We start from the raw sequence: 24,840 nt of genomic DNA, 5'->3' as shown, positions 1-24,840 counted from the left end.
AAGCGTAGCCAAAGAATCGTTGGACTTCCCCACGACCATGCACTTATCGTTGGGTCTCCCAACGATCCCCTGCATCTGGAGGTGGTGCCGATGCGTCGTGTCCGGTACGAACACAGCGGTGGCCCCGAAGTCCTGTTCCTGGAGGACGCGCCCGTGCCCGCGCCGGGCCCCGGCGAGCTCCTCGTGCGCGTGGAGGCGGTCGGCGTCACCCTTCCCGTCGTCCGCAAGGTCGGCGAAGACCGCGAGCCGATCCCTCTCGGGGGCGAGGTCGCCGGTGAGGTCGTCGCGCTCGGCGAAGGGGTCGGCGGCCACGTGCCGGGCGACCGCGTCACCGGCCTGGTCTTCGGGCACGGCTACGCCGACTACGCCGTGCTCCACGCCGCGATGGCCTCCCCCGTCCCGGACGGGGCAAGCGCCGTCGACGCGGTCGCGCTGGTCCGCTCCGGCCTCGTGGCGTACGGGGCGCTCCAAGCCGCGCGGCCCGCACCCGGCGAGTCCGCGCTCGTCACGGCGGCCGCGAGCGGCGTCGGGCATCTCGCCCTGCAGCTCGCGAAGTTGAAGGGTGCCTCACGCGTGGTGGCCGCCGTCTCCGACCCCGGCAAGGCGGACTTCGTGCGCGGGCTCGGCGCCGACGACGTCATCACGTACGACCAGAAGGGGTGGGGCGAACCGGTCGACTACGTCCTGGACGCGGTCGGCGGCGACCTCCTGACGCCCGCCGTCAGGGCCCTGGCCCCGCACGGACGGCTAGTGGCCTACAGCTCGGGCGGCGGCACGGTGGCGGCGTACGACCTGCTCGTCGGCGCCAAGGCCGTCATCGGCTTCCAGATGGCGCTGATCGCGCGGGGGCGGCCGGAGCTGTACGAGGCGTGGCGGCGGGAGCTGTGGGAGCTGCACGCGGCGGGCGCCCTGCGCGTGGCCGTGCATGCGGAGTTCGCCCTGGAGGACGCGGCGAAGGCGCACGCGGTGATCGAGGGCCGGAGCAATCGGGGCAAGGTCGTCCTGATCCCTTGATGCGCACTTCTTGTGGGGTGCGGGTGACCCCAAGTAGCGTCTGCGTCGGAACGTGGACATGGGATGTCAGGATGTCAGGACGCCACGCACGAAGGACGCCACGTACTCACGACTCCACATCCCGCACGCCATCTTCAGGACGCGCCATGAGTCGCCGTCGCCACGAAAGGCGGACCGCACCATGCCATCGAGCCTCCGCGTACGCCTCAGATCGCTCCGTACCGCCACCGCCGCCCTGACCCTGGTCGCCGTCGGCGCCCTGCTGCCCGCGCCCGCGGCGCAGGCACTGCGCGCGGCGCCCGCGCGGACCGCGCCGTTCGAGCAGCAGGTGCTGTTCAAGGCCTCCCAGGATCCCGGCTACGCCTGCTACCGCATCCCCGCCGTGGTGCGGACGACGCAGGGCACCCTGCTCGCCTTCGCGGAGGGCCGGGTCAACGACTGCAGCGACGCGGGCGACATAGACCTGGTGCTCAAGCGGTCGCACGACGGCGGCCGCACCTGGGGGCCGCTCCAGGTGATCAACGAGGGCGGGGGCGACACGCACGGCAACCCGGCGCCCGTCGTGGACCGCGAGACCGGCCGCGTCCTGCTGGCGGAGACGTACAACACCGGACGCACGGACGGCAAGAACTGCGACGTGCCGTGCGACCGGACCCCGCACCTGCAGTACAGCGACGACGACGGCCTCAGCTGGTCCGCGCCGCGCGACCTGAGCGAGGAGATCCTGCCGGAGAACTGGAACTCCTGGTACGCGACCGGTCCCGTGCACGGCATCCAGCTGACCCGCGGCCGCCACGCGGGACGCCTCGTCTTCACCGCCAACACCGAGACGTGGGACGGCAGCCGGGTCACCGCCAACCACGCCGCGCTGATCGTCAGCGACGACGGCGGCGACCACTGGAAGATCGGCGCGACGGACTCGTACCCGATACCGCAGGACGGTACGTTCCGTCAGAAGCCGTCCGAGATGACCGTCACCGAGCGGCCCGACGGGGCGGTCTACGTCAGCGGCCGCGAGCAGGACGGCACGGACCTGGGCCACCGCACCCACACGATCAGCCGGGACGGCGGCGACACCTTCACCGCCCCCTTCCGCGCGATCCCCGACCTCTACACGCCCCAAGTGCAGGGCTCCACGCTCCAGTTCGGCAAGCGGATGCTGCTGGCCTGCCCCGGCGACCCGGACCGCCGCCGCACGATGCAGATCCGCTCGTCCTACGACGGCGGGCGCACCTGGGACAGCGTCGACCGCGGCACCACGGTGACCACGGACTGGTCCGGCTACTCGGACCTGGTGCGGGCCGACGGCGCGCACGTCGGCCTGCTGTACGAGGGCGGCGCGGTCGACGCGCGCGACGAGATCCGCTTCGCCCGCTTCACCGAGGACTGGCTCACCCCGCGCAGGGGCCCCGACCCCACCACCCCCGACCATGCGCCGGGCGCACGTCCCGCCGCGGTGCTCGGCGGGGCGGACGTGACCCCGGGCCGCTTCGGCGGCGCGCTCGCCCTCGACGGCTCGGACGACGCGGTGCGGCTCCCCTTCAGCGCCCGACTCCCGCTCGGGGCCGCGGACTTCACGGCCTCCCTGTGGTTCCGCTACACCGCGACCACCGGTGAGCAGCCCCTGCTGTGGATGGGCGGCATAGGCACCAACCAGCCGCAGGTGTGGCTGCGCGGCGAGCCCGCGAGCAACCGCGTCACCGGCCTCATCACCACGCGCGACGGCGCGGCGCCCCCGAGGTCCGCCTCGGTGCGCACGACGAGCGCGTACAACGACGGCGAGTGGCACCACATCGCGCTGCGCCGCGGCGACGGCCGCCTGACGCTCTTCCTCGACGGTACGCAGACCTCCGCCGCCGACGTGCCGGGCTCGGTCAGCCGCAACTCGCCGTTCGGCGTGCACGTCGGTCAACGGATGGACAGCCGCGCGTACTTCACCGGAGCGATCGACGAAGTGCGGGTGCACGACCGGGCGTTGAGCGACGCCGAGGTGGAAGCTCTGCGCACCGGTGATGCTCCTGTGACACGGGACACCGTCGTCCGGCTCCCCATGGACCGCGTGCGCGACAGCAACTAACGTCCCGGACGTGCCTGCCCGCGAACGTGCCGCGTCGGGGCCCCGCAGGATCTGGCTGGTCCTGCCGCTGGTCCTGGCCTGCGCGGCCGTACTGCTCATCGCCCTCCCGGACGACGACCGGGAGGGCGATGCGGCATGCCGCCCCCGCACCGTCGCCTCCTCGTCCGCCGAGGCCGGGCCCACCGATGAGTTCGCGCGCTACGGCGACGACATGACGCGCACCGACGACTGGACCGGCGGCGACGGCACCCACTCCGTGCGCCTGCCGGACGGGCGCGTGCTGTGGCTGTTCTCCGACACCTTCCTCGGGCAGATCCACGCACCCCCGAACCCGGCCGGGCAGCCGCACACCTGGCGCGACACGAACACGCCCATGGTCCGCAACTCGGCCGTGGTGATGTCCCGTTCGGGCACGCTGCAGCGCACCCTCACCGCGCCGCTCTTCCCCGACCCCGCGCCCCAGCAGTGGCGCTGGCCGGTGGCGGCGCGCGTCGAGCCCCGCACGCCCGGCTCGGACGAGCGGGTCGTGCGCGTCCTGCTGTGGAACCGCATGGCGAGCCAGGGCCCCTGGATCTACGGCGTGCCCGTCGCCACCGAGGTCGCCACGCTCTCGCTGCCCGACCTGCGGGTCGAGGGCATCACGAAGGTCTCCGACCAGCAGTCGGTCGGCGACCCGGAGAAGCGCGTCCTGTACGGCACGACGACGGTCGACGACGGCGACTGGACGTACGTCTTCGGCGGCACGGACGCGCAGGCGACCGCACGTCCCGCATCGGACGCGTACGTCGCACGGGTCCCGCACGGCAGCCTCGGGGACGGCTCGGCGTGGGAGTACTGGGACGGCGAGGAGTGGGGGCCCGACGTCACGCCCCGGGCCGTGCTCGGGGACGGGAAGCGCAAGGGGGTGGGCAGCGCGTTCACGGTGGTGCGGGACGAGGGGACGTATGTGCTGTTCACGATGGCCGCGGGCACCGAGGGCCTGACCACCGTCGCCTCGTACTGGTCCTGCTCCCCCACCGGCCCCTGGCACGGCCCCGCCAAGGCCTTCGAGGCCTCCCTGCCGAAGGACAGCGCGGCCCGCCAGGACACCGCCGCCTACAACCCGCAGGCCCACCCGGCGCTCACCGGGGGCGGGGCGGGCGACGGCCGCGTCGTGCTGAGCTACGACATCAACTGGCTGGACGCGACGCCCGCGAACGCGCAGGCGAACGTCACGCGGAACGTGTCGCTGTACCGACCGCGGTTCGTGTCGCTGCGGCTCGCGGCGGCTCGCTGACGAACTCCTCCGGGTCCCGCGAGCGGCGCTTGGCGATGACCGCGCAGACCATCAGCTGCATCTGGTGGAAGAGCATCAGCGGCAGCACGGCCAGCGAGGCGTCAGCGCCGAACAGGACGCTCGCCATGGGCAGCCCGGCGGCCAGGGACTTCTTCGACCCGGCGAACTGGATCGCGACGCGGTCCGCACGGGCGAAGCCGAGCCGCTTCGCGCCGTACCAGGTCAGCGACAGCATGGCCGCGAGCAGCACCGCCTCGACGCCGAGCAGCGCGAGCAGCCGCACCGGGTGCACCTGGCCCCAGATGCCCTGCACCATGCCCTCGCTGAACGCGGTGTAGACGACGAGCAGGATCGAGCCGCGGTCGACATAGCCGAGGATCTTCTTGTGGCGGGCGATGAAGCCGCCCACCCACCGGCGCAGGAGCTGCCCGGCGAGGAACGGCACCAGCAGCTGCAGCACGATCTTCAGGAGGGAGTCGGCGGAGAACCCGCCCCCGCTGTCGCCGAGCAGCGCGGCCGCGAGCAGCGGTGTGAGCACGATGCCCGCCAGCGAGGAGAAGGAGCCCGCGCAGATCGCCGCGGGAACGTTGCCGCGGGCCATCGAGGTGAAGGCGATGGACGACTGGATCGTCGAGGGCACCAGGGTGAGGAAGAGGAAACCGCTGAAGAGCGCGGGCGTCAGGACGTACGGAACGAGGCCCTTCGCGGCGAGCCCGAGCAGCGGGAACACGACGAACGTGCTGGCCAGGACCGTGACGTGGAGCCGCCAGTGCTTGAGCCCGTCGAGCGCCTCACGGGTGGAGAGCCGGGACCCGTAGAGGAAGAAGAGCAGCGAGACGGCGGCGGTGGAGGCACCGGACGCGACATCGGCGGACGTGCCGCGGGCGGGCAGCAGGGCCGCGAGGCCCACGGTCGCGAGCAACGCCACGATGTACGGGTCGACCGGCATCCAGGACGGCCACTTCAGGCGTTTCACGGTGCTCCATACTCTCGGTGCGTCTGGCCTCGCTCTCGGTGCGAGAGGCTCCGCTCTCGGCGCGGGGCGTGGGGGCGTGCCCTTTCCATGATCCTCCTGATCAGGGTGATCGGGAATCCCGTACACGGCTCTGACTGTCATCACGTTCCGCGATGAGCGGCATTAGGCTGGTGCGCGTGTACGACCCTTCGCAGCTCCGTACGTTCCTCGCGGTGGCCCAGACGCTGAGCTTCACGCGGGCCGCCCGCCGCCTCGGCCTGCGCCAGTCGACCGTCAGCCAGCACGTGCGCCGCCTGGAGGACGCGGCCGGGCGGCAGCTGTTCACGCGCGACACCCACAGCGTGGAGCTGACCGAGGACGGCGAGGCGATGCTCGGCTTCGCCCGCAGGATCCTGGCGGCGCACGAACAGGCCGCGACGTTCTTCGCCGGGAAGCGCCTCGGCGGGCGGCTGCGGTTCGGGGCGTCGGAGGACTTCGTCCTGACGCGGCTCACCGACATCCTGGAGTCGTTCCGGCACGACCACCCCGACGTCGACCTGGAGCTGACGGTCGAGCTCTCCGGCACGCTGCACAAGCAGCTGGACGCAGGCAAGCTCGACCTGGTGCTCGCCAAGCGCCGCCCGGAGGACCCGCGCGGGGAGCTGGTGTGGCGGGACGACCTGGTGTGGATCGGCGCCGAGCGGCTCCGCCTTGATCCCGAGCGCCCGGTGCCGCTGATCGTCTATCCCCCGCCCGGCATCACCCGTGCCCTTGCCTTCGAGGCCCTGGAGCGCCGGGGCCGCGCCTGGCGCGTGGCCTGCACGAGCGGCAGCCTCAACGGTCTGGTGGCGGCGGCCCGCGCGGGCCTCGGCGTGATGGCGCACTCGCGGGGTCTGATCCCGCCGGGCCTGGTCCGCGTCCCCGACCGGGCGGGCCTGCCCGAGCTGGGGTCCGTCGACTTCGTCCTGCTCCACGGCGAGCGGCGGGCATCGGCCCAGGACGCGGCGGACGCGCTGGCGGGGGCGATCCTGGCGGGCGGGGACCGGCTGCATCGGGGTGGGCGGTGAGGGGGCGGGTGCTGAGGGGCGGACGCTGACCGGGGGGGCGGGTCTCCGCTGCTTTCCGTCGGCCCGTCGGCCCGTCGGCCCGTCGGCTCGTCGTTCCGTCAGCGCCGCCGTGCCACGAAGTTCAGGCGGGCCGTCCCGCCCCCGGGGCGCGGCTCGGCCACGCGGTGCACGCCGCGCAGCCGCAGGCCGCTCCCGGCGAGGGCCGCCCCGACCTCGTCGAGGGTGTACGCACGCTGCTCGTGGATCTCGTACGGCCTACCGGCCCGCACCACGCGCACCCGCCGGACGCGGCCGCCGTGCGGGCCGTCCCCGACGATCACGTCGAAGACCGCGTGGCCGCCCGGCTCCAGGGCGTGCGCGAACGCGGCCATGGCGGTGCGCAGTTCGGACGGCACGAGCAGATAGTTCAGGGTGTCGAACTGGCAAGTGAGCAGGTCGACCGGATGCGGGAGCCGCAGGGCGCGCAGGTCCTGGAGGAGGAAGCGGGCACCGTTCCCGCGGTTCTTGGCGAGCGCCTCGGCCAGCATGTGCGGCGAGCGGTCCACGCCCCACACCGGGTGGACCCCGCGCGAGCGGAGGTGGGCGACGAAGGTTCCGGTGCCGCAGCCCACGTCGGCGGCGGAGCGGAACACCAGGCCGTGGCGGTGTGCGAGCCGCTCGAAGGACCGTCGCAGCCGGGCGAAGGCGCGGTCGCCGAGCAGGGCATCGTAGCCGTCGGCGAGGATCTCGTAGGGGGCGGCGCCGGGGGTCATGTCACGGTGGCAGGACGAAGTCGATGTTGGCGGGCGTGACGATCGTGACCGCGGTGCCGAAGGGGATGCGCTGCCCCGCGCGGTAGGGGCCGCGGTCGCTGACGATCACTCCGCCGTTCCGTGCCAGCCTCGGGTACTCGAAGACCTGGTTCCGCCGCAGCGAGCCGCCCGACTTCGCCTCGAAGAGCTTGAGCCCTCGACCGGGCCGGAGGGAGCCCACACAGTCGATGATCACCCGGTTCCCCCTGCCGCCGGTCGGGTGTTCCTTGAACACGAAGGCACGGACGTGGACCGAACGGGCCGAGAACGGGAACGCGCGCCGGACGCGGTCGCACACCAGGTCCTCGAAGGGCGCGCCGGGCGGCTTGTCGCCGGGCTCCGGCTTCTGCCAGCGCCCGCGGGCGTCACGGGCCCGCTCGCGCACCACGTCCTCGAACCGTGCCACCTCCCGCAGCCGCTGCTCCAGTTGCCCCCACTCCGGGCGCTGCAACGCGGTCGCCTGCGCCCTCAGCGTCAGATAGTGCGGATCGGTACCGGGCGGGAACGGCGCCATGGAGAGCTTGCCCGTCGTCGTCTCGAAGATCAGGGCGGTGCCGATCCCGGATCCGCCGATCAGCCCGGCCAGTTGCTGCGCGCCGGTGAGCGCCGCCCCGAGCCCGGCCACCGCCGCTCCGGTCACGCCTGCCGCAAGGGCCAGGTCGAGCACCTGCCGGGCGCGGTGGAGCAGGTCCGTCACCGAGATCCCGGGCCCCGTGGTGCGGCGGAAGTCGAAGACGTCGCGCGTCGGCGGGTAGCCGGGCAGCCTCGGTGGCACCGGGCGGAACGGTGGGGCCGGTGGGACGGGAGGCGGCACTCCCGGTATCCAGGGCCCGGGCCCCGGCCCCAGTCCCGGTCCTGGCCACGGGGCCGGGATGCGCGGCAGCGGCTGCGGCGGCGGCACGGCGGCGGGTTCCGGGGGACGGATGAGAAGGGCCCGCAGCTCCGCCCTGAGGGGCGTCGACAGTTCGCAGTCGAAGAACCGCGCGAGGTCGTCGGCCGGGTCGTTGAGGCGGCCCGCGAGGCGTCGGGCCGTTGGCCCGTCAAGTCGCCTGAAAAGACTGCGCAGTTCGTTCGCCCGGTACGCCTGCAGGGCCGTCTGCGCACTGGTGATCGGCAACCTGAGCTGCGCGATCAGCTCCGCCGACGCGGCATCGTGCGCGGCAGCGGACCGGGCCGCGTCCGCGCAGCCGCGCCCCGGCGGCCGCACCGGGCCCTGCCCCAGACCGAGCCCAAGTCCGCTGTCGCCCGCGGGCGTTCGTACGTACACCATGCTCTTCGCCTCCTCACAGACGGCCCGGCGCGCCGCCGAACCGGGTGTCGTACCAGTGCCGCCCGAGGATCCGGCCGCCCACTTCGGTCAGTTCGTCGGCGCGCGACGCGCCCGTGTTGCGGACGGTGAACTCGACGACGGCACCCTCGGCGAGCCGGATGTCGAGCGGAATCCCGGACAGGCCCCACGGATTGATGATGTGACCGAAGGAGAGGTACGGGTCGAGGGGCTGGACGTCGCTGCGGATCTGCCACCGGTAGCCCGGTGTCGCCACCCGCCCCGGGTCACGCGCGAAGCGGTCGGTGAACTGCGCGAAGTGCTCCAGGACGCCGCAGTGCGTCGAGGGCAGCGCGAACCGCGCGAGCACGGTCTCCTCCCCAGGACCCGGCGCGGCCACGACGCTGGAGCTGTCGAAGACCCGGGCGTCCAGGGGACGCCCGCAGACCTCGCACTGGCCCACGCCGGACCGGCCGCAGACCGTTGTGACAGGCGTCATGGCAGGTATCCGAGCATCTTGTAGCCGTGCAGCACGAAGAACAGCTGCGCGTCCTCGAAGAGGGGGCCCTCGGACACCTCGTCGACGACGATGCGGATCGTGGAGCGGGGCAGGAAGAGCATCGGCTTCGCCATGGGCCTGAACGGCCGCACCCCGTCGGAACTGCCGAGGCCCGCGATGTTGTGGATCGCCCGGTTCTGCAGCTCGCGCCCGGTGCCGCTGTCGATGATGCTGTACGTGAAGTCGATGCCGCAGAAGCGTGCGAACAAGCAACGGGCGGCGTCCGCCGGGTCGTTGAACGCGGCCCCCACCAGGGCGTCGAAGGGCGGCGGCAGGGTGACCGCCTGCCCCTCGATGATGCCGCCCGTGGGGGGTGCCGGGATGAAGCTGTAGCCGATCGACGTGGCGACGAACGCCCCGTCGACGCTGATGTTGATCGTGTCCTCGACCCGGTTGCCCGCCCGGCCGCGCAGCCTGAGGACCGCCACGTGGTCGTAGGGAATCTCTTTGGGCGAGGGCCGGGCCCATGGCCCGCGCCCGTTGCCGGGGTCGGGCCTGCGCACCGGCACCTGCCCGTACTGCTGGTCGTCCTGCATCATGACCTCCGGATCACCAGATGGGGCGCCAGAGCTCCGGGGCCTGCTCCGGGCGGCGGAACTTCCTTGTCCTGGCGCGCCGTTCGCGGACGTAGCCCTCCACGCCGCCCGTGTCGCCGCGGTCACCGCAGTCGCCGTACCGGCCCATGCCGGGCTCCTCGTCGGCGGCGAGCGGTTCGTCGCCCTCGCCGTAGCCGCGCAGCTCCTCGTCCTCCTCGGTGGACGGCTGCGCGGGCACGGCCGGAGGGATCGGCATCGGCAGGCTGTAGGGCACCGGCGCCTGCGCCGGGACGACAGGCCGCATCGCCCGGCGACTGCCGCCGACGGCTCGCAGCACCTGGGGCAGATAGCGGGCGGCGAGCGGCAGGACCGCCTTGGCGATGGCGGGCAGCAGCGACCAGAACCCCACCGGGGAGCCGAGGCCGTCGTAGCCCTCCACCCACTGGTACAGGCGTCCGTCGCGGCCCTGGCGCACCTCACCCGGAACGCACCGGGCGGTGCGGGGGGCGTGCGGCCGGTAGGCGTGGCCGAGTTCTTCGGACTGGCCGAGGTCCTCGTACTGTGACAGGTCCTCGTACTGGCCGAGGTCGTCGTAGGCGCCGTACCCGGCATACCCGTCGTATCCCTCGTACCCTGCGTATCCGCCGTACCCCTCGTACCCCGCGTACCCGTCGAGGCCTTGTACGGTCATCAACTCCTCGTCGCCGAGGCCGTCGTAGCCCCCGACTTCCTCATAGCCCTGGTAGCCCTCGTATCCGTCATGCAACATGTGTGGTGCCTCCCTACTGGACGTCGCGCTCCAGGTAGCCGTCGAGGACCACCCAGAGGTGTCGGGGACCCGTCTCGTCCGCGACGGACACGGGCAGCCCGCGCGGGAAGAGCATCTCCACGCGGAAGTTCTGCTGCGGTTCGATGAACACCGGCTCGGCGAACCGGAAGGTGGCCATCGGGTCGGGCACGCCGTGGCTGAGCGGGGACGAGCCGTTGCCCGACACCACCCCGGCGCCGGAGGGGAACATGTACGTCGGCGCCGTGATCGCTTCCTTCTCGCCGACCAGCAGCGTCACCACGGAGCTGAACACCAGATCCGCGATGAAGGGATCCGGATGCTCGTGGGAGGGCGCGGTGTCGCTGATCACCACGCGCATCGCCCGCGCCTCGAAGGTGTTCAGACTGGGCAGCACGCCGGACGCCTGCATGTTCGTCTCCAGGCGCGTCTTGTCCTGCACGTCGACGAAGAAGCGGATGACGCGCGGGTCGGTCATCCTGTCCTCGAAACGGTCCTGTGCGTCACGCAGGAAGAAGGCGTCGTAGAGAGGGCTGTGCAGCTTCTCCTTGACGCCGGTCACCCGAGCCATCGCATTGTTCTCCTTTCGGCTCTCGGATCTCGGCTCTCGGATCTCGGCTTTCAGATCTCGGCCTTCAGATCTCGGCTTCGGATTTCAGCGGTACCGAACCGGGCGCGGACCGCGCACGTACGGGGCGGGCGGCCGGTACACGGGAGGCGAGTACACCGGAGGCCAGGGACGCTGTCCGTACGGCGGCCGGTACGGCGGTCGGTACCCGGGGCGCCACGGGCGGTCCCCGTACGGGTACCGGTAGCCGTAGGGATAGCGGGGGCCGACGACCGCCGTGCTCCACGGGCCGGGGTATTCCGTCGCCACCCCGGCCGAACCCGCCACGGACCGCAGCGCGGCCTCCAGCCTCTCCGCCGTGCGCGGCCGGTTCCCCTGCGGCAGGCCCGTCCGCCAGATCCTGCGGAGCACTTGACTCACCCACGGGTCACTGCCGAGCAGGCCCCGGGCCCGCAGCAGGGCCCAGACGGCCCGTACGCGCGGATCGCGTGCGGGCAGTCCGTCCTGGCCTACGGCCGCGACCAGTTCTGCCGCCGGTCCCGCTGGCAGCTGACCCAGGGTGCCCTCCAACGCCTCTGCGTCCATGGCACTTCCCTCTCTCGTCGGGGTCTCCGCTCCGGACAGGGAACGCCTTCGCGTGCGGAGCGGGACGATCTTCTTCACCGGGCTGTCGGGCGCCCAGCCCATGGGGTGCGGCATCGTGGCGTCCAGCGCGATCCAGCGGCCGCGGTACTCGGCCTCGGGATACACGTGGGAGAACAGACCAGGGCGGCCCGCGTCGGGGCCGACAAGGACAATGCGGACCTGGTGCCCGACGGACTGCAGCAGCGCGCCGAGCAGGATGGTCATGTCGTCACAGTCACCCGCCCGCAGCTGGAGCATCCGGCGTGCGGAGTGCAGGAGTTCCACCCGGTACGGGTCACGGGTGTAACGGACCGTCCGCCGCACCCCCTCGAACAGCGCCCTGATCTCTCCGAGGTAGTCCTTGGGACGCACTCCTTGCGCCTTCAGCAGACGCACCGCGCTGCGGCGCACGGTGATGTCCTTGGCGCCCTGGAGGATCAGGGACCTCATGTGCCCGACGGTCCGCGCGGTGCCTGCCGGGCCCGCCGGGATGCGGTACGTGGTGATCCGCATGCTCATCCTGTCCCACCCAGCACGCTGTTGATGAGTGCCTGTGCGCTCAGCGGCCGCGTGTAGCAGCCGCCCGCCACCGGGAACACTCGCATGTCGGCCCGGTGCGCCGAACAGAGCACCACGATCGTGCCCGGCGCATCGGCCGCCAGCCGCGCCGCGCGGGCGCCGCCGCGTGGCCCTGCCTCCAGGACCACGGCGTCGGGGCGGGTCGCCGCCATCACCGCGGTCACGGCGTCGGTCCCGCACTCCATGAGCAGGATTCCGGGGTTGCGCAGGATGGACCTGATTCCCCGCCTCGCGATGTCACCGAAGCCGACCACCAGTACGCGCAACACATGTCGCCTCCCCTGGAGGGCCGTTCACCGTTCTGCCGTGCCTCGACGCTAGGCCGCCCCGGGGCCGGGATCGAGATTCGGTCGGGCAGTCAACGGTGCAGTCGCACGGGGAGTCGACGGGGCAGCCGAAGGGGCAGCGGGCGGGCCAGCAGGTCAGAGGGCTCCTTGGCGCACCACGATCGCCACCGCATGGGCCCGCGTGCGGCAGTTCAGCTTGGCCAGGGTGTCGTGCACGATGTTCTTCACAGTGCGCTCCGAGTAGCAGAGCGCACCGGCGATCTCCCGGGTGCTGCTGCCCTCCGCGAGCAGCCTGAGGACGTCGAGTTCGCGCCGGGCGAGCAACTTGGCGGCCGCCGCCCGCAGCCCCACGTGTTCGCTCCCGGTACCGGCGAGCAGCCCGGAGAGGACGGCAGGTGGCAGCGACCCCGCACCCGACGCCACGGCGTCGACCGCGGCGACCAGGGAGTCGGGGGTCATCTCGGCGCGGACGAGCAGCCCCGTGAAACCGTGTTCCAGCGCGGAGCGCACGAGTTCGGGCCGGGCCGATTCGAGCACGCCGAGCAGCGCGACCGGCCGCGCGCCGACGAGCCGGGCGACACCGTCGAGTCCCGCCCCCGCCCCGTCCGCCTCGGTCAACAGCAGCGTGTCCGCCCCGAGTTCGGGCTCCGGCCGCAGCCGCGCGCTCTCCCCGTCGACCGTGAAGCCCGCCCCGGCGAGGCAATCGGCCATGCCCCGCCGGAAGATGACGTTCGACTCGTCCAGCCACAGCGGGACGTCTGCGCGTTTCATCCAGCAAGCAGAGCAGCCCGCACGGTCCGGGGAGAAGCGGCCACAAGGGCCGACCTCGGGGTACGTGCGGCCGGTCGCTGCCCCGAAAGGGTCGGCCACTGCCCCGAGGTGCAGACCGACTCCCTTACGGGCGGCGGCCGTTCACATGGACTTACGGACCGGAGCCGTGGGCGCGGGTGTGTCAGATGATCCCGCGCCGGATGCCCTCCGCCACCGCCTGCGCACGGTTGCGGGCGCCGAGACGGCACTGCGTCTGCCGCACCACGCTCTTGACGGTCCGTTCCGAGTATCCGATGCGCTCGGCGATCTCCCGCGTCGCGTAGCCGTCGGCGAGGAGGCGGAGCACATCCCGCATGCGTTCGGACATGCGCTCGGGCAGTGCGCCGCCGACGGCCGCGTCCGTGGTCCGCGCCGCCGTCTGCGTCCGCCCCGGCCCCACCAGCAGACCGCACGCGGCGGCGCGGACGGCGGCCAGCACCTGTTCCTCGGTCAGGCCGGTGCGCGAGAGCACCGTGTCGGCCGGTCCTTGTGGCGCCCGCCCGTCGAGAGAGCCGGGCTCGCCGCAGATCAGCTTCGGCGGCCCGGGCCCCACGAGGCCCGTGGCCGCACGGACCGACGCCAGCACGACGTCGACCGCATCCGGGACGGGCCCGTCCCGTGCGTCGTACGCGACGAGGAGCATCTCGTCGGTCTCCAGGCAGGCCACGAGCCCGCGGCGGAAAATATCGTTCTCGTCCACCACCGCGACCCGGATCACCTTCCGGTGCCCGTCCCCGGCAGTGTCCCGCGCCGCCACCACCCGACCACCCCCCGAGGGCGACAGAGCCGCCGTGCTTTGATTATTCGCGCATCCGAGCGGGCGGCACCAGCCCCGGAGAGCTATCGCAGCGGCCGCGGGTAGGTGAGCTCCTTGAATCGCCGCACGTAGGGTGCCGATTCGACGTGCCGCACTCCGTCGAGGGCGCCGAGCCCGCCGCTCAGGTAGGCGTAGAGCTCCGCGGTGTCGCGGGTCAGGACGCTCGCCATCAGGTTGGCGGAGCCGGTGATCGCGGAGACGTGGGCGATCTCCGGGTGCTCGCCCATCGCCCGGCCCACCGCGTCGAGCGCGCCGGGGGCGACGGTGACCCAGAGCATCGCGGCGGTGGTGAAGCCGAAGCGCGCGGTGTCGTACTCGGTGTCGATGTACAGCGCGCCCGAGCCGAGCAGCGCGGCGACGCGGCGCTTGACCGAGGACTCCGAGCGGCCCGTGAGCCGCTGCAGTTCGGGGTAGGTGACGCGGCCGTCGGCCTTGAGGGCGGCGACCAGGGGCTCGTCCTCGGGAGCGATGCGGGCCGGGGCGGTGTGAGCGGAGTCGGCGTGGGCATGGGCGGGGGCAAGCGCGGCCACCTGCGCGTCGGAGAGCGGGCGGTGCTTGCCGATCCACCCGGTGCGGCCGCCGTAGAAGCGGTGCATCAGCTGGTGAGCGGTGATCTCGACGAGCTTCCGGGTGCGCAGGAGCTTGCCGAAGAGCAGGTCGTCGTAGTCGCCCTGGGTGCGCGGCACCGTCATGCAGACCACTTCGGTGCCCGCCGACGTGAGGTGGACCCACGCGGTGTCGGGGCGGCGGGCCAGGGCGGTCGCGATGGCCTCGGCGCCGTCGGGCGCACAGCGCAGCCGCAGCATCCACTCGTCCTGCCCGAGCCTGCGGGTGTCGCGCACGCCGACGATGCGCAGGCCCGCCTCGGCACGCAGGCGGCGGAAGCGGCGGGCGACGGTCTGGTCGGAGACGCCGAGGACGCCCGCGATGCGGCTGAAGGGTGCCCTGCCGTCGACCTCCAGGGCATGCAGCAGCTTGAGGTCCAACTCGTCGAAGACTTCGGATTCCATCGCCCAGATGCCCTCTCATGTCGGATCAGTGCACTCAGCTACGACGTGGCACCGGTTTCGTTCGCCGTCGGCTCATCGTACGAGGACACGCAGACGCGTGTGACGAGGAGCCGGAGGAACAGGGAAATGCGTACATGGGGGCCGCTCGCAGCGGTGTCATTGGGGACGTTCATGCTGCTGCTGGACGTGACGATCGTGATCGTGGCGCTGCCCGACATGGCGGGGGCGCTGGACGCCTCGCTGAGCGAGCTGCAGTGGGTCATCGACGGGTACGCGCTCGCGCTGGCCGCGCTGCTGCTCGGCGTCGGCGCCGCGGCCGACGTGTTCGGCAGGCGGCGGCTGAACGTCATCGGTACCGCGCTGTTCGCCCTCGCCTCGCTGGGCTGCGGGCTCGCCTCGGACGCGGGCCTGCTGGTGGCGGCGCGCGCCGTGCAGGGTCTTGGGGCGGCGGCGATGCTCGCGACGACGCTGCCGCTGCTCGGTGCCGCCTACCAAGGGCGCGACCGGTCGGCCGCGCTCGGCGTGTGGGGCGCGGTGAGCGGGGCGTCGGCCGCGCTCGGCCCGATCGTGGGCGGACTCCTGACGGAGGGGCCCGGCTGGCGCTGGATCTTCTTCGTGAACCTGCCGGTGAGCGTCGTGTCGATCTGGCTAACGCTGCGTCTGGTGCCGGAGTCCCGGGGGCCCGCCGGGCGGCGGGTCGACTGGGCGGGCACGGCGGCGTTCGCGTGCTTCGCGGGCGCGGGGACGTACGGGGTGCTGCGCGGCGGGGCGGACGGCTGGGCGTCGGCGGCCGCGGGCACGTCGTTCGCGGTGTCGGCGCTGGCGCTGCTCTGCTTCGTCCTGGTCGAGCGGCGCGTGGCACAGCCGCTCCTCGACCTGCGGCTGCTGCGCAAGCCCGCCTTCACGGGCGTGCTGATCGGCGCGGTCGGCTACAACGGGGCGGCGTTCGGCGTCGTCCCCTACCTCTCCATCTGGCTGCAGACCGTGCTCGGCATGAGTCCGGTGCGCGGCAGCCTGGTGCTGCTGCCGCTCGCCGCGACGTCGTTCGTGGTGGCGCTGCTCGCCGGGCGGCTGCTGCACGGGGTGTCGCCGCGGCTGGTCATCGGCGTCGGGCTGCTGCTGATCGGGGCGGGCGGGCTGTGCATGGCGGTGCTGGACGCCGGGTCGTCCTGGGGGACGCTCGCGCCGGGGCTCACGCTCACGGGGGTCGGCGCCGGTCTGGTCGCGCCGGGCCTTGCGGGGGCGGCGCTGGCCGCGGTGCCGCCGGCGAACGCCGGGATGGCGGGCGGCGCGGTCAACACCTTCCGCCAGCTCGGGTACGCGATCGGGGTCGCCCTGTTCGGGACGGTGCTGACCACGCGTATGCAGGACTCGCTCGGCCACGAGGCGGCGCACACCGCCGCGGGCGGCGGCGCGGCGGCCCTGCACGGCACGGTGCCCGAGCACGCGGTGCGCGCGGCCTTCGCGTCGGGGCTCAACGGGGCGTCGCTGGCCGCGGGTGTGGCGGGTCTGGTCGCCGGTGTCCTGGTGCTCGTGATGGTGCGTACGCCGGGGGGCCGGGCGGGGAGCGCGGGCGGACCGGGAGCTCCGTCGGCCGAGCGGTCCGCGGGGGCTCCGTCATCGGAGCGGTCCGCGGGAACTCCGGAGCGGCGGCCGGACGTTCAGGAGGCAACGCGCTGACGGTGCCGCGCAGAACGCACTGACGGTGCGTCGTCTCGGATCCGCCGCCCGGACTGTCCACGTTGTGGGCATCCGGGTGGCGGGTCTTGCATATCGCCCGGCAAATCAGCAGCTCAGAGCGGTGTGCCCGGCCGCGTCAGGTGGCGCAATGCTGCCGCAACACCACCGCGGCCACCACGCCGGTACGTTCCCTGCCATGCCAGCCGAACACAGCCCCGCCTCGCTTCCGGTCGCCGCCGCGCGGCGTCGGCGGCTGCGTGCGGACCAGGCCCGGCAACTCGCCGATCTGCTGCGCCACCAGATCCTCACGGGCGGCTTCCCGGGCGGCGTCCTGCCGTTGGAGGACGCCATCGCCGCCGACTACCGGGCCAGCCGCAACACCGTACGGCAGGCCCTCGACCTGCTGCGCGGCGAGCAGCTCGTGGACCGGAGGTCAGGCGTCGGCACCGTCGTGGTGTGCGAGAAGTACCCGCACGCCCTCGACCGGCTGCAGGGCCTCGCCGAGACCCTGCACGAGCACGGCCGGGTCACCAACGAGGTCCGCACCGTCGGGCCGGTCGGCGCGCCGGGGCCGGTGGCGCGCAGGCTCGGGGTGCCCGACCACACCGACGTGCTCTGTATCGAGCGGCTGCGCCGCCTGAACGGACTGCCGCTCTCCCTGGACCTGTCGTACCTGCCCATGGACGTGGGCGGTGAGCTCCTCGGCTGCGACCTGGAGAACACGGACGTGTTCCGCCTTCTGGAGACGATGACAGGCGGCCCGCTGGGGCATGCCGACATGACGCTGGAGGCCGTGAACGCCGACGCGCACTCCGCGGCAGTCCTGGAGGCACCGCGCGGGAGCGCCGTCCTGATGCTGGAGCGGCTCACCCATCTGCCCGACGGGCGGCCCGTGGACCTGGAGTTCATCCGCTTCCGCGGCGACCGGATCACGATGAGCGGCGTCCTGCGCCGATCCGCCTGACCCTCACTCTCTTCCGCCCCCTTCCTGAGTCCTGGAGACAGCCATGCCTGTTGTCCCGCAGCGCGCCGACGTGCCCGTGACCATCGACGAGTCCCGCTGTATCGACGGCTGCACCCTCTGCGTCGACATGTGCCCGCTCGACTCGCTCGCGATCCGCGAGGACAACGGCAAGGCGTACATGCACGTCGACGAGTGCTGGTACTGCGGCCCCTGCGCGGCCCGGTGCCCCACCGGCGCGGTCACCGTCAACATGCCCTACCTGCTCAGGTGAAAGGCCCGACTCCCATGACAGGGAAACCCTCCGCCGGACTCGCCCGGCTCCTACCCCTGGCCCTACTCCTGCCCCTGGTCACGGCGTGCGGTGGCGCGGCCGGGGCCGAGGACTCCAATACCGTGACGGTGACCGTCGGCTACCAGTCGAAGACCATCAACACCGTCACCGCGGGCACCCTGCTGCGCTCCCTCGGCTACTTCGAGCAGGAGCTCGCGGCCCGCGGCAAGAAGGACGGCAAGACCTACAAGGTGAAGTGGCAGGACTACGCCACGGGCGCGCCGATCACCGCCCAGATGACCACAGGGAAGATCGACATCGGGTCGATGGGCGACTTCCCGCTGCTGATCAACGCGGCCCGGGGCAAGCAGCTTCGGCAGCCGACGCGGCTCGTCTCGGTCACCGGCTACAACCTGCGCGGCGGCCTCAACACCGTGGTCACCAAGCCCGGTTCGGACCTGCGGTCGCTGGCCGACCTGCGGGGCAAGAAGGTGTCCACCAGTATCGGATCGGCTGCCGACGGCACCCTGATCCGCGCCTTGGACAAGGCGGGCATCGACCCGGAGCAGGGCATCCGCAAGCTCAACCAGCAGCCCAGTGTGGGGGCGTCCGCCCTGACCGCGGGCAGCGTCGACGCACTGTCCCAATTCGTCGCCTGGCCGGGCCAGTTGGCATTCGAGGGCAAGGCGAAGGCCCTCTACGACAGTGCCGACCTGAACCTGCCGACCTTCCACGGCGTCACCGTCCGGGAGGAGTTCGCCGAGGAGCACGCCGGAGTCCTCGACGACTTCCTCGCGGCGCAGCGCCGTGCCACCGACTACCTGCGCGAGCGGCCGGTCGCCGCGGCCGAGTCGGTGGCCGAGGAGACCGGGCTGCCCGCCGAGGTGGTCTACCTCTACAACGGCGCCCACGGCATCGCCACCTTCGACCCGGCGCTGCGCCCGGAGTTGATCGCCGCGCTGAAGAAGGACGTGCCGATCCTCAAGGACGCCGATCTGGTGGGCGACGTCGACGTGGACGCCTTCGTCGACCGGGCCCCGCTGAAGCGCGCCGCGCAGGCGCCCGCCCATCCGAAGGCGGGTACCGCCAAGTCCGAGCTGTGGCTGAAGGGGCGCGACACCACCCGTACCTTCGACAGCCCGAAGGCCCTCCTCAAGGCCGCCGCGTCGGCGAAGAGCTCCGAGGTGCGGGCCGCGTACGTGCCGGACGCGCTGACCGACACCCTCTGGTTCGCCGACCGGGCGGTGTGGGTCGCCGACGGTGCCGACCTGCGGGCCTTCGTCACCCCGAGCCATGCGAAGACGTACGTCGGACAGCACCCGGGCGCCCGTGTCATCGGCTACGCGGACGCCGTGGAGCTGGCGTCATGACCATCACCCGCCGACTGGTCCGGGTGGCCTCGCTCGCCGCGGCCCTCGGCCTCTGGCAGCTCCTGACCACCCTGGACGTCGAACTGTGGCTGCGCTTCGGCCAGTTCCCCACGGTCGGCGAGGTGGCGGCCGCCTTCGGCGACCGGCTCGGCACCGCCCCCTACTGGCAGGACCTCGTCCACAGCCTGCGCCGCATCGTGATCGGCTTCCTGCTCGCGGCGGTCCTCGGGGTGGCGGCGGGCACGGCGGTCGCCCGCTCGCGGTGGGCGGCCGACCTGCTCGGCCCGCTGGTGGAGGTGGCTCGGCCGGTCCCGGCGATCGCCCTCGTCCCCGTCGCGATCCTGCTCCTGCCCACCAACGAACAGGGCATCGTCTTCATCACCTTCACCGCGGCGTTCTTCCCGGTCCTGGTCTCGACCCGGCATGCGGTGCGCGCGCTCGCGCCGGTGTGGGAGGAGGCCGTGCTCACCATGGGCGGCGGACGGCTGCGGGTGCTGTTCTCGGTGGTGCTGCCCGGCGCGCTGCCCGGCATCTTCGGCGGGCTCTCCGTGGGCATCGGCGTCGGATGGATCTGTGTGATCTCCGCGGAGATGATCTCCGGCGAGTACGGGGTCGGCTACCGCACCTGGCAGGACTACACGGTCGTCGACTATCCCGGCGTCTTCGTCGGCATGGCGACCATCGGCGCCCTGGGCTGGCTCACCTCCACGGCGGTGGAGTTCCTCGGCCGCCGCGCCACCGCCTGGCTGCCCCGCCCGCCCGAGCGGATCCCGGCCCGCGCGGCCCGCCGCGCTGCCGCTCCCCCGGCCGCCGCCCCGCCCCCCCGCCCCCGCCCCGGCCCCGGCCCTCGACAAGGAGCCCGTCGCATGAGCCCCGTACCGCCCGTGGGCACCCTCCCCCGGCAGGGCGCCGAACTCGCCCTGGACGACGTGCGGCTCGGCCACCGCGAGGGCCAGGCGCTGCCCGGTACCGTGCGGCTGCGGATCGCGCCGGGCGAACTCGTCGCCGTGCTCGGCCCGTCCGGCTGCGGCAAGTCCACGCTGCTGCGCACCCTCTCCGGGCTGCTGCCGCCGCTGGGCGGGCACGTCACCCAGGACGGGGTGCCCGTCGTCGGACCCGCCGCGGACCGGGCCCTCGTCTTCCAGGAGGACGCCCTGCTGCCGTGGCGCAGCGTCCGCGCCAACGTCGAACTCCCCCTCGCCATCCGCCGGGTGCCGAGGGCCGAACGGCGAAGGGCCGCCGAGGCCTGGCTGGCGCGGGTCGGTCTCGCCGGGCACGCGCGGAAGCTGCCGCGCCAGCTCTCCGGCGGGCAGCGCCAGCGCGTGCAGCTGGCCCGCGCCCTTGCCGCGCGGCCCCGCGCGGTCCTCATGGACGAGCCGTTCGGCGCGCTCGACCCGCACACCCGCGCCGGGATGCAGGACCTGCTCGTGGAGATCCTGCGCGGCACCGGCGCGACCGTCGTCTTCGTCACCCACGACGTGGACGAGGCGCTGCACCTCGGCGACCGGATCGCCCTGCTCTCCTCCGGCGACGTCCTGGACGTCCCGCACCCCCGGCAGCGGGACGCACGCAACGCACCCGGCACCGCCGAACTCCGCCGCCGCGTCCTCTCTTCCCTCTGATCCCCACCCCTCCCCCGTACCCCGCATCTCCGTGAAAGGCGCGCCCGTGGACACCCCCCTGGCCATCCCCGACCTCGCCGACGCGACCGAACTCTCCTGCGACGTCCTCGTCATCGGCGGCGGCACCGCGGGCACCATGGCCGCGCTGACCGCCGCCGAACACGGCGCGGACGTGCTGCTCATGGAGAAGGCGCACGTGCGGCACTCCGGCGCCCTCGCGATGGGCATGGACGGCGTCAACAACGCGGTCATCCCCGGCCGTGCCGAGCCGGACGACTACGTCGCGGAGATCACCCGCGCCAACGACGGCATCGTCGACCAGTCCACGGTCCGGCAGACCGCCACCCGCGGCTTCGCCATGGTCCAGCGCCTGGAGTCGTACGGAGTGAAGTTCGAGAAGGACGAGCACGGCGAGTACGCGGTCCGCCAGGTGCACCGCTCCGGTTCGTACGTGCTGCCGATGCCCGAGGGCAAGGACGTGAAGAAGGTCCTCTACCGGCAGCTGCGGCGCCGCGAGATGCGGGAGCGGATCCGCATCGAGAACCGGGTGATGCCGGTGCGGGTGCTCACGGTGGCGGGGCGCGCGGTGGGCGCGGCGGGGTTCAACACCCGCACCGGCGAGTTCGTCACCGTACGGGCGGGCGCGGTGATCCTCGCCACCGGCGCCTGCGGGCGCCTCGGTCTGCCCGCGTCCGGTTACCTCTACGGGACGTACGAGAACCCGACGAACGCGGGCGACGGCTACGCGATGGCGTACCACGCGGGGGCCGCGCTCACCGGGATCGAGTGCTTCCAGGTCAATCCGCTCATCAAGGACTACAACGGCCCGGCGTGCGCGTACGTCGCCAACCCCTTCGGCGGCTACCAGGTGAACCGGCACGGTGAGCGCTTCGTGGAGTCGGACTACTGGTCGGGGCAGATGATGGCCGAGTTCGCGGCCGAACTCGCCTCCGACCGGGCACCGGTGTACCTGAAGCTCAGCCATCTGCCGGAGGAGACCATCAGCGCCGTCGAGTCGATCCTGCACTCGACGGAGCGGCCCACGCGCGCCGCCTTCCACGAGGGCCGCGGCCACGACTACCGCACGCACGACGTCGAGATGCACATCTCGGAGATCGGTCTGTGCGGCGGGCACTCGGCGTCCGGGGTGCGGGTCGACGCACAGGCGCGCACCACCGTGCCCCGCCTGTACGCGGCCGGTGACCTGGCCTGCGTGCCGCACAACTACATGATCGGCGCGTTCGTCTTCGGTGACCTGGCCGGGGCGGATGCCTCTCAATTCCGCGCGTACGAGGGTGAGTTGCCGGTCGATCAGCTGGCCGCGGCGCACGAGCTCGTGTACCGGCCGCTGCGTCACCCCGACGGTCCGCCGCAGCCTCAGGTCGAGTACAAGCTGCGCCGGTTCGTGAACGACTACGTGGCGCCTCCGAAGTCCGGGGCGAAACTCTCCCTGGCCGTCGCGGCGTTCGAGCGGATGACGGGCGAGATCGCCGGGATGGGGGCGCGCACCGCCCATGAGCTGATGCGGTGCGCGGAGGTGTCGTTCATCCGGGACTGCGCGGAGATGGCGGCGCGCTCCTCGCTGGCGAGGACCGAGTCCCGCTGGGGCCTGTACCACGAGCGGCTCGACCATCCGGAGCGTGACGACGCGGGCTGGCTGCACCATCTCGACGTGTACAAGTCCCCTTCGGGGGCGATGGAGTTCAGGGCCCGGCCGGTCGAGCCGTACGTGGTGCCGATGCCGGAGTTCGATCCGTTGGCCGGGGCGGAGCGGGACCTCGGCGAGGTCGCTCTGGTGCCGGTGGCGACGGCGGGACCGCGGAACGCCGCGCCTGCCGCACGCCCGACGGCGCCCACCGAGCCGACGGGGCCAACCGAAGTCACACCTCCCTCAGTGGCCCCCGGAGCCCCGGCAGCCGACCCCGCCCTCCTGACCCTCCTCGCCCTCGCCGAGGAATCCCCCGACCTGGACGCCCTCTCCCCCTACCTCACGGACCCCGCGCCATCGGTGCGGGCGGCGGCCGTCGCCGTGCTCGCCGAGACGGTGCCCGCGGGTGCGGGGCCCGCGCTCGCCGCGGCGCTCCAGGACGCCGCCCCTCAGGTCCGGGCGGCCTCGGCGGGTGCCCTGCGCGAACTAGTCGAAGTACTGCCAGCAGGGCCGGAGTTGGGGGCCGGTCTGCGGGCGGCGCTCGGTGTGGCGGACCCGGCCGTGCGGGGTGCCGCGGTGGACGTCCTGCGGGCGCTGCGGCTCGGGGACGCCCCGCTGTACGCCGCCGCGCTGGCCGACACCGACATCGACGTCCGCATCCACGCCGTCCGGGCGCTGGTGTCGGTGGACGCGGCCGACGGCCTCGCGGCCGCCGTGGACGACCCGGCCCGCGAGGTGAGGGTCGCGGTGGCCCGCGCTCTCGCGGCGGTGCGCGATCCGTCGCCGTCGCGGCTCGCGCCCCTCCTCGACGACTCCGATCCGCTGGTCAGGGCGGCCGCACTGACGGCGCTCGCGGTCACGGGCTGCCCGCTCCCGTATGCCGAACGGGCCGTGGCCGCGCTCGGCGACCCCGCCTGGCAGGTCAGGGCCGGGGCCGCGGCCGCCCTGCGAGCGGCGCCGCCAGGCCCGGCGGTCCCCGCCCTCACCAAGGCGTCGGCCGACCCCGAGGCCGACGTCCGCAAGACCGCCGTCCTCTCCCTCCTCGACCACGCCACCACCCCCGAGGCCCGGGCGGCCCTCGCCACCGCGACGAAGGACCCCGACGCGGACATTCGCGCCTACGCGACCCGGGCGTACGCGACGGGGCCGACGTCCTGACGGGAGCCGACCGGAACGCCATCGCCCCGGCAGCAGCCGCGCGCTACACCGCCGGACGCGTGTCCAGGCTCCGTGTCACCTCGTCGGGGAGCGGGCCCAGATCCAGGAGGCCGCCCACCGTTGCCGTGGTGAGGGCGTGCCAGGCGATTGCGTTGCGCAGCATCGCGTGGCCGCTGCCGCTCATCGGGACCAGGCCCGCGGTCGCCCCGGCTGCCGCCGCCCGTGCCACGTAGTCCGCGGACTGGGCGGGGTCGGTCGTCCCGTCCCGGTCGCCGTGCAGCAGCACGACGCCGCGACCCCGCAGTTGGGCCACCGGCTCCCCCGTCGGGCACCACGGGGCGAGGCCCACCACGGCCAGGACCGAGGGGTGGCCCGCCGCGCTCAGGGCGGCGCGGGCGCCCATCGAGTGACCGACCAGGACGACGGGCGCGTCCCCGATGCGCGGAGCCAGTTCGTCGAGCGCGCGACGGGCGTCCTTGGCGGCGTCCGCCCGCTCGCCGTTCCAGCCGCGACAGCGATAGCGGACCTGTCCCACCGCGACGCCCCGCGCCCCGTACGCCCTCCTGATGGCGCGTGCGAAGGGCCGCGTCCGCAGGCTCGGCAGGTTCCACGGAGGGGGCGTCGAGGTGCCGTGCTCGCGGCCTCCGTGCAGGAGGAGGACGACGGCCCGGGGGGTCTCGGGGGTGCGGGGAAGGACCAGGGGCGAGCGGGGCGGGTCGGCGGACATGGACACGGAGGCTCCTTCGGCGGCGCGGCGGCTCGTACAGCGTCGTGGCGGCGAAACCCCCTCAAACACCCCGGACCTGCCCACATAGTGGAATGCGAAGTACAACGTCAGAAGACCTATACAAGTTCCCCACCGACCCCACCCCGGCGACAGCGCCCCGACCCGGCGAACAGGCGTTCCCTCGCGCCTGTTCGCGCGGGGCGCTCCGAGAAGCCCCAGGTGGGAAGGGGGGCCAGAACGAGTGCACCCTCTCCAGCCGCCGAGTGGGGACACATCGGGGCGGCGGCCCCGCGCCGAGATCTCTGCACGCCGCGTACAGATTCGGTGGAGATTACGCCACCGAAACTTACTCCAGCGTAAGTAAGTTGTCCGGCCC

At 73.0% G+C, this 24,840-nt stretch carries 23 protein-coding genes and 1 pseudogene; 11 read left to right on the top strand and 13 right to left on the bottom strand.

Features of this window, described 5'->3' with window-relative positions; genetic code table 11:
- Window positions 1–90 precede the first annotated feature (90 nt).
- From AC068B_RS14125 to AC068B_RS14115, 3 genes are all read left to right on the top strand, one after another.
- Window positions 91–1,014 (top strand): quinone oxidoreductase family protein, encoded by a 924-nt coding sequence (locus tag AC068B_RS14125; RefSeq protein ID WP_478671613.1) that lies wholly within the window; start codon window positions 91–93, stop codon window positions 1,012–1,014.
- 181 nt (window positions 1,015–1,195) lie between these two features.
- Complete coding sequence (locus AC068B_RS14120; RefSeq protein ID WP_478671610.1) at window positions 1,196–3,091, top strand: exo-alpha-sialidase; 1,896 nt, start codon at window positions 1,196–1,198, stop codon at window positions 3,089–3,091.
- A 10-nt stretch (window positions 3,092–3,101) separates the two neighbouring features.
- A complete protein-coding gene (locus AC068B_RS14115; RefSeq protein ID WP_478671608.1) occupies window positions 3,102–4,367 on the top strand; it encodes a hypothetical protein in 1,266 nt (421 codons plus the stop codon).
- On the opposite strand, the gene AC068B_RS14110 is transcribed toward AC068B_RS14115, so the two are convergent.
- Entirely contained in the window at window positions 4,303–5,316 is a 1,014-nt protein-coding gene (locus AC068B_RS14110; RefSeq protein WP_478672072.1) for a bile acid:sodium symporter family protein, read from the bottom strand. The two genes, AC068B_RS14115 and AC068B_RS14110, sit on opposite strands and share 65 nt — an antisense overlap.
- Before the next feature lie 203 nt (window positions 5,317–5,519).
- On the opposite strand from AC068B_RS14110, the gene AC068B_RS14105 reads away from it, so the two are divergent.
- Window positions 5,520–6,389, top strand: coding sequence for a LysR substrate-binding domain-containing protein (locus AC068B_RS14105; protein ID WP_478672070.1), 870 nt, complete (start codon window positions 5,520–5,522; stop codon window positions 6,387–6,389).
- 98 nt (window positions 6,390–6,487) lie between these two features.
- On the opposite strand, the gene AC068B_RS14100 is transcribed toward AC068B_RS14105, so the two are convergent.
- From AC068B_RS14100 to AC068B_RS14050, 11 genes are all read right to left on the bottom strand, one after another.
- Window positions 6,488–7,141 (bottom strand): class I SAM-dependent DNA methyltransferase, encoded by a 654-nt coding sequence (locus AC068B_RS14100; RefSeq protein ID WP_478671606.1) that lies wholly within the window; start codon window positions 7,139–7,141, stop codon window positions 6,488–6,490.
- A gap of 1 nt (window position 7,142) precedes the next feature.
- Window positions 7,143–8,450 carry a hypothetical protein gene (locus tag AC068B_RS14095; RefSeq protein WP_478671604.1) on the bottom strand — a complete coding sequence of 436 codons (1,308 nt, stop codon included), beginning with the start codon at window positions 8,448–8,450 and terminating at the stop codon, window positions 7,143–7,145.
- A 13-nt stretch (window positions 8,451–8,463) separates the two neighbouring features.
- Window positions 8,464–8,946, bottom strand: coding sequence for a hypothetical protein (locus AC068B_RS14090; protein WP_478671603.1), 483 nt, complete (start codon window positions 8,944–8,946; stop codon window positions 8,464–8,466).
- The gene (locus AC068B_RS14085) at window positions 8,943–9,545 is read right to left on the bottom strand and encodes a hypothetical protein (RefSeq protein WP_478671601.1); all 603 of its coding nucleotides are present in this window, start codon (window positions 9,543–9,545) and stop codon (window positions 8,943–8,945) included. Before AC068B_RS14085 ends, AC068B_RS14090 begins: the two co-directional genes overlap by 4 nt.
- 10 nt (window positions 9,546–9,555) lie before the next feature.
- A complete protein-coding gene (locus AC068B_RS14080; protein WP_478671599.1) occupies window positions 9,556–10,311 on the bottom strand; it encodes a hypothetical protein in 756 nt (251 codons plus the stop codon).
- A gap of 13 nt (window positions 10,312–10,324) precedes the next feature.
- A complete protein-coding gene (locus tag AC068B_RS14075; RefSeq protein WP_478671598.1) occupies window positions 10,325–10,900 on the bottom strand; it encodes a hypothetical protein in 576 nt (191 codons plus the stop codon).
- Window positions 10,901–10,984: 84 nt separating this feature from the next.
- Window positions 10,985–12,034: a transglutaminase domain-containing protein gene (locus tag AC068B_RS14070; RefSeq protein WP_478671596.1), complete on the bottom strand. Its 1,050-nt coding sequence runs from the start codon at window positions 12,032–12,034 to the stop codon at window positions 10,985–10,987.
- 2 nt (window positions 12,035–12,036) lie between these two features.
- Entirely contained in the window at window positions 12,037–12,369 is a 333-nt protein-coding gene (locus AC068B_RS14065) for a hypothetical protein (RefSeq protein WP_478671594.1), read from the bottom strand.
- 153 nt (window positions 12,370–12,522) lie between these two features.
- On the bottom strand, window positions 12,523–13,158 hold the full coding sequence (locus AC068B_RS14060; protein WP_478671592.1) for a LuxR C-terminal-related transcriptional regulator: 636 nt from the start codon (window positions 13,156–13,158) through the stop codon (window positions 12,523–12,525).
- Window positions 13,159–13,339: 181 nt separating this feature from the next.
- Entirely contained in the window at window positions 13,340–13,900 is a 561-nt protein-coding gene (locus tag AC068B_RS14055) for a helix-turn-helix transcriptional regulator (RefSeq protein ID WP_478671590.1), read from the bottom strand.
- Between the two features lie 137 nt (window positions 13,901–14,037).
- Entirely contained in the window at window positions 14,038–15,024 is a 987-nt protein-coding gene (locus AC068B_RS14050) for an Lrp/AsnC family transcriptional regulator (RefSeq protein WP_478671588.1), read from the bottom strand.
- 126 nt (window positions 15,025–15,150) lie between these two features.
- Between AC068B_RS14050 and AC068B_RS14045 the strand changes: the two genes are divergently transcribed.
- The 7 genes and pseudogenes from AC068B_RS14045 (at window position 15,151) to AC068B_RS14015 (ending at window position 23,737) form a co-directional block, all read left to right on the top strand.
- Window positions 15,151–16,704, top strand: a complete 1,554-nt coding sequence (locus AC068B_RS14045; protein ID WP_478671586.1) for an MFS transporter — start codon at window positions 15,151–15,153, stop codon at window positions 16,702–16,704.
- A gap of 196 nt (window positions 16,705–16,900) precedes the next feature.
- Window positions 16,901–17,668, top strand: coding sequence for a GntR family transcriptional regulator (locus tag AC068B_RS14040; RefSeq protein ID WP_356259157.1), 768 nt, complete (start codon window positions 16,901–16,903; stop codon window positions 17,666–17,668).
- 43 nt (window positions 17,669–17,711) lie between these two features.
- Complete coding sequence (locus tag AC068B_RS14035) at window positions 17,712–17,939, top strand: 4Fe-4S dicluster domain-containing protein (protein WP_055563275.1); 228 nt, start codon at window positions 17,712–17,714, stop codon at window positions 17,937–17,939.
- Window positions 17,940–17,953: 14 nt separating this feature from the next.
- Complete coding sequence (locus AC068B_RS14030) at window positions 17,954–19,309, top strand: ABC transporter substrate-binding protein (protein ID WP_478671584.1); 1,356 nt, start codon at window positions 17,954–17,956, stop codon at window positions 19,307–19,309.
- Window positions 19,306–20,139: pseudogene (locus tag AC068B_RS14025) on the top strand (ABC transporter permease); the annotation flags it as partial. The gene AC068B_RS14030 and the pseudogene AC068B_RS14025, both read left to right, overlap by 4 nt.
- Window positions 20,140–20,175: 36 nt before the next feature.
- A complete protein-coding gene (locus AC068B_RS14020; RefSeq protein ID WP_478672069.1) occupies window positions 20,176–20,931 on the top strand; it encodes an ABC transporter ATP-binding protein in 756 nt (251 codons plus the stop codon).
- Window positions 20,932–20,989: 58 nt separating this feature from the next.
- Window positions 20,990–23,737, top strand: a complete 2,748-nt coding sequence (locus tag AC068B_RS14015) for a fumarate reductase/succinate dehydrogenase flavoprotein subunit (RefSeq protein WP_478672068.1) — start codon at window positions 20,990–20,992, stop codon at window positions 23,735–23,737.
- A gap of 43 nt (window positions 23,738–23,780) precedes the next feature.
- On the opposite strand, the gene AC068B_RS14010 is transcribed toward AC068B_RS14015, so the two are convergent.
- Entirely contained in the window at window positions 23,781–24,464 is a 684-nt protein-coding gene (locus tag AC068B_RS14010) for an alpha/beta fold hydrolase (protein WP_478671581.1), read from the bottom strand.
- Window positions 24,465–24,840 lie beyond the last annotated feature (376 nt).

The organism is Streptomyces sp. NPDC042371, assembly GCF_056437465.1.
The sequence above is the reverse complement of the archived record's forward strand: the minus strand, read 5'-3'. Positions and strand labels throughout refer to the sequence as shown.

Coding starts and splice junctions, on each gene's coding strand:
- AC068B_RS14125 (WP_478671613.1), top strand. CDS start 91: ATGCGTCGTGTCCGGTACGAACACAGCGGTGGCCCCGAAGTCCTGTTC.
- AC068B_RS14120 (WP_478671610.1), top strand. CDS start 1,196: ATGCCATCGAGCCTCCGCGTACGCCTCAGATCGCTCCGTACCGCCACC.
- AC068B_RS14110 (WP_478672072.1), bottom strand. CDS start 5,316: ATGCCGGTCGACCCGTACATCGTGGCGTTGCTCGCGACCGTGGGCCTC.
- AC068B_RS14100 (WP_478671606.1), bottom strand. CDS start 7,141: ATGACCCCCGGCGCCGCCCCCTACGAGATCCTCGCCGACGGCTACGAT.
- AC068B_RS14095 (WP_478671604.1), bottom strand. CDS start 8,450: ATGGTGTACGTACGAACGCCCGCGGGCGACAGCGGACTTGGGCTCGGT.
- AC068B_RS14090 (WP_478671603.1), bottom strand. CDS start 8,946: ATGACGCCTGTCACAACGGTCTGCGGCCGGTCCGGCGTGGGCCAGTGC.
- AC068B_RS14085 (WP_478671601.1), bottom strand. CDS start 9,545: ATGATGCAGGACGACCAGCAGTACGGGCAGGTGCCGGTGCGCAGGCCC.
- AC068B_RS14080 (WP_478671599.1), bottom strand. CDS start 10,311: ATGTTGCATGACGGATACGAGGGCTACCAGGGCTATGAGGAAGTCGGG.
- AC068B_RS14075 (WP_478671598.1), bottom strand. CDS start 10,900: ATGGCTCGGGTGACCGGCGTCAAGGAGAAGCTGCACAGCCCTCTCTAC.
- AC068B_RS14070 (WP_478671596.1), bottom strand. CDS start 12,034: ATGCGGATCACCACGTACCGCATCCCGGCGGGCCCGGCAGGCACCGCG.
- AC068B_RS14060 (WP_478671592.1), bottom strand. CDS start 13,158: ATGAAACGCGCAGACGTCCCGCTGTGGCTGGACGAGTCGAACGTCATC.
- AC068B_RS14050 (WP_478671588.1), bottom strand. CDS start 15,024: ATGGAATCCGAAGTCTTCGACGAGTTGGACCTCAAGCTGCTGCATGCC.
- AC068B_RS14045 (WP_478671586.1), top strand. CDS start 15,151: ATGCGTACATGGGGGCCGCTCGCAGCGGTGTCATTGGGGACGTTCATG.
- AC068B_RS14040 (WP_356259157.1), top strand. CDS start 16,901: ATGCCAGCCGAACACAGCCCCGCCTCGCTTCCGGTCGCCGCCGCGCGG.
- AC068B_RS14035 (WP_055563275.1), top strand. CDS start 17,712: ATGCCTGTTGTCCCGCAGCGCGCCGACGTGCCCGTGACCATCGACGAG.
- AC068B_RS14030 (WP_478671584.1), top strand. CDS start 17,954: ATGACAGGGAAACCCTCCGCCGGACTCGCCCGGCTCCTACCCCTGGCC.
- AC068B_RS14020 (WP_478672069.1), top strand. CDS start 20,176: ATGAGCCCCGTACCGCCCGTGGGCACCCTCCCCCGGCAGGGCGCCGAA.
- AC068B_RS14010 (WP_478671581.1), bottom strand. CDS start 24,464: ATGTCCGCCGACCCGCCCCGCTCGCCCCTGGTCCTTCCCCGCACCCCC.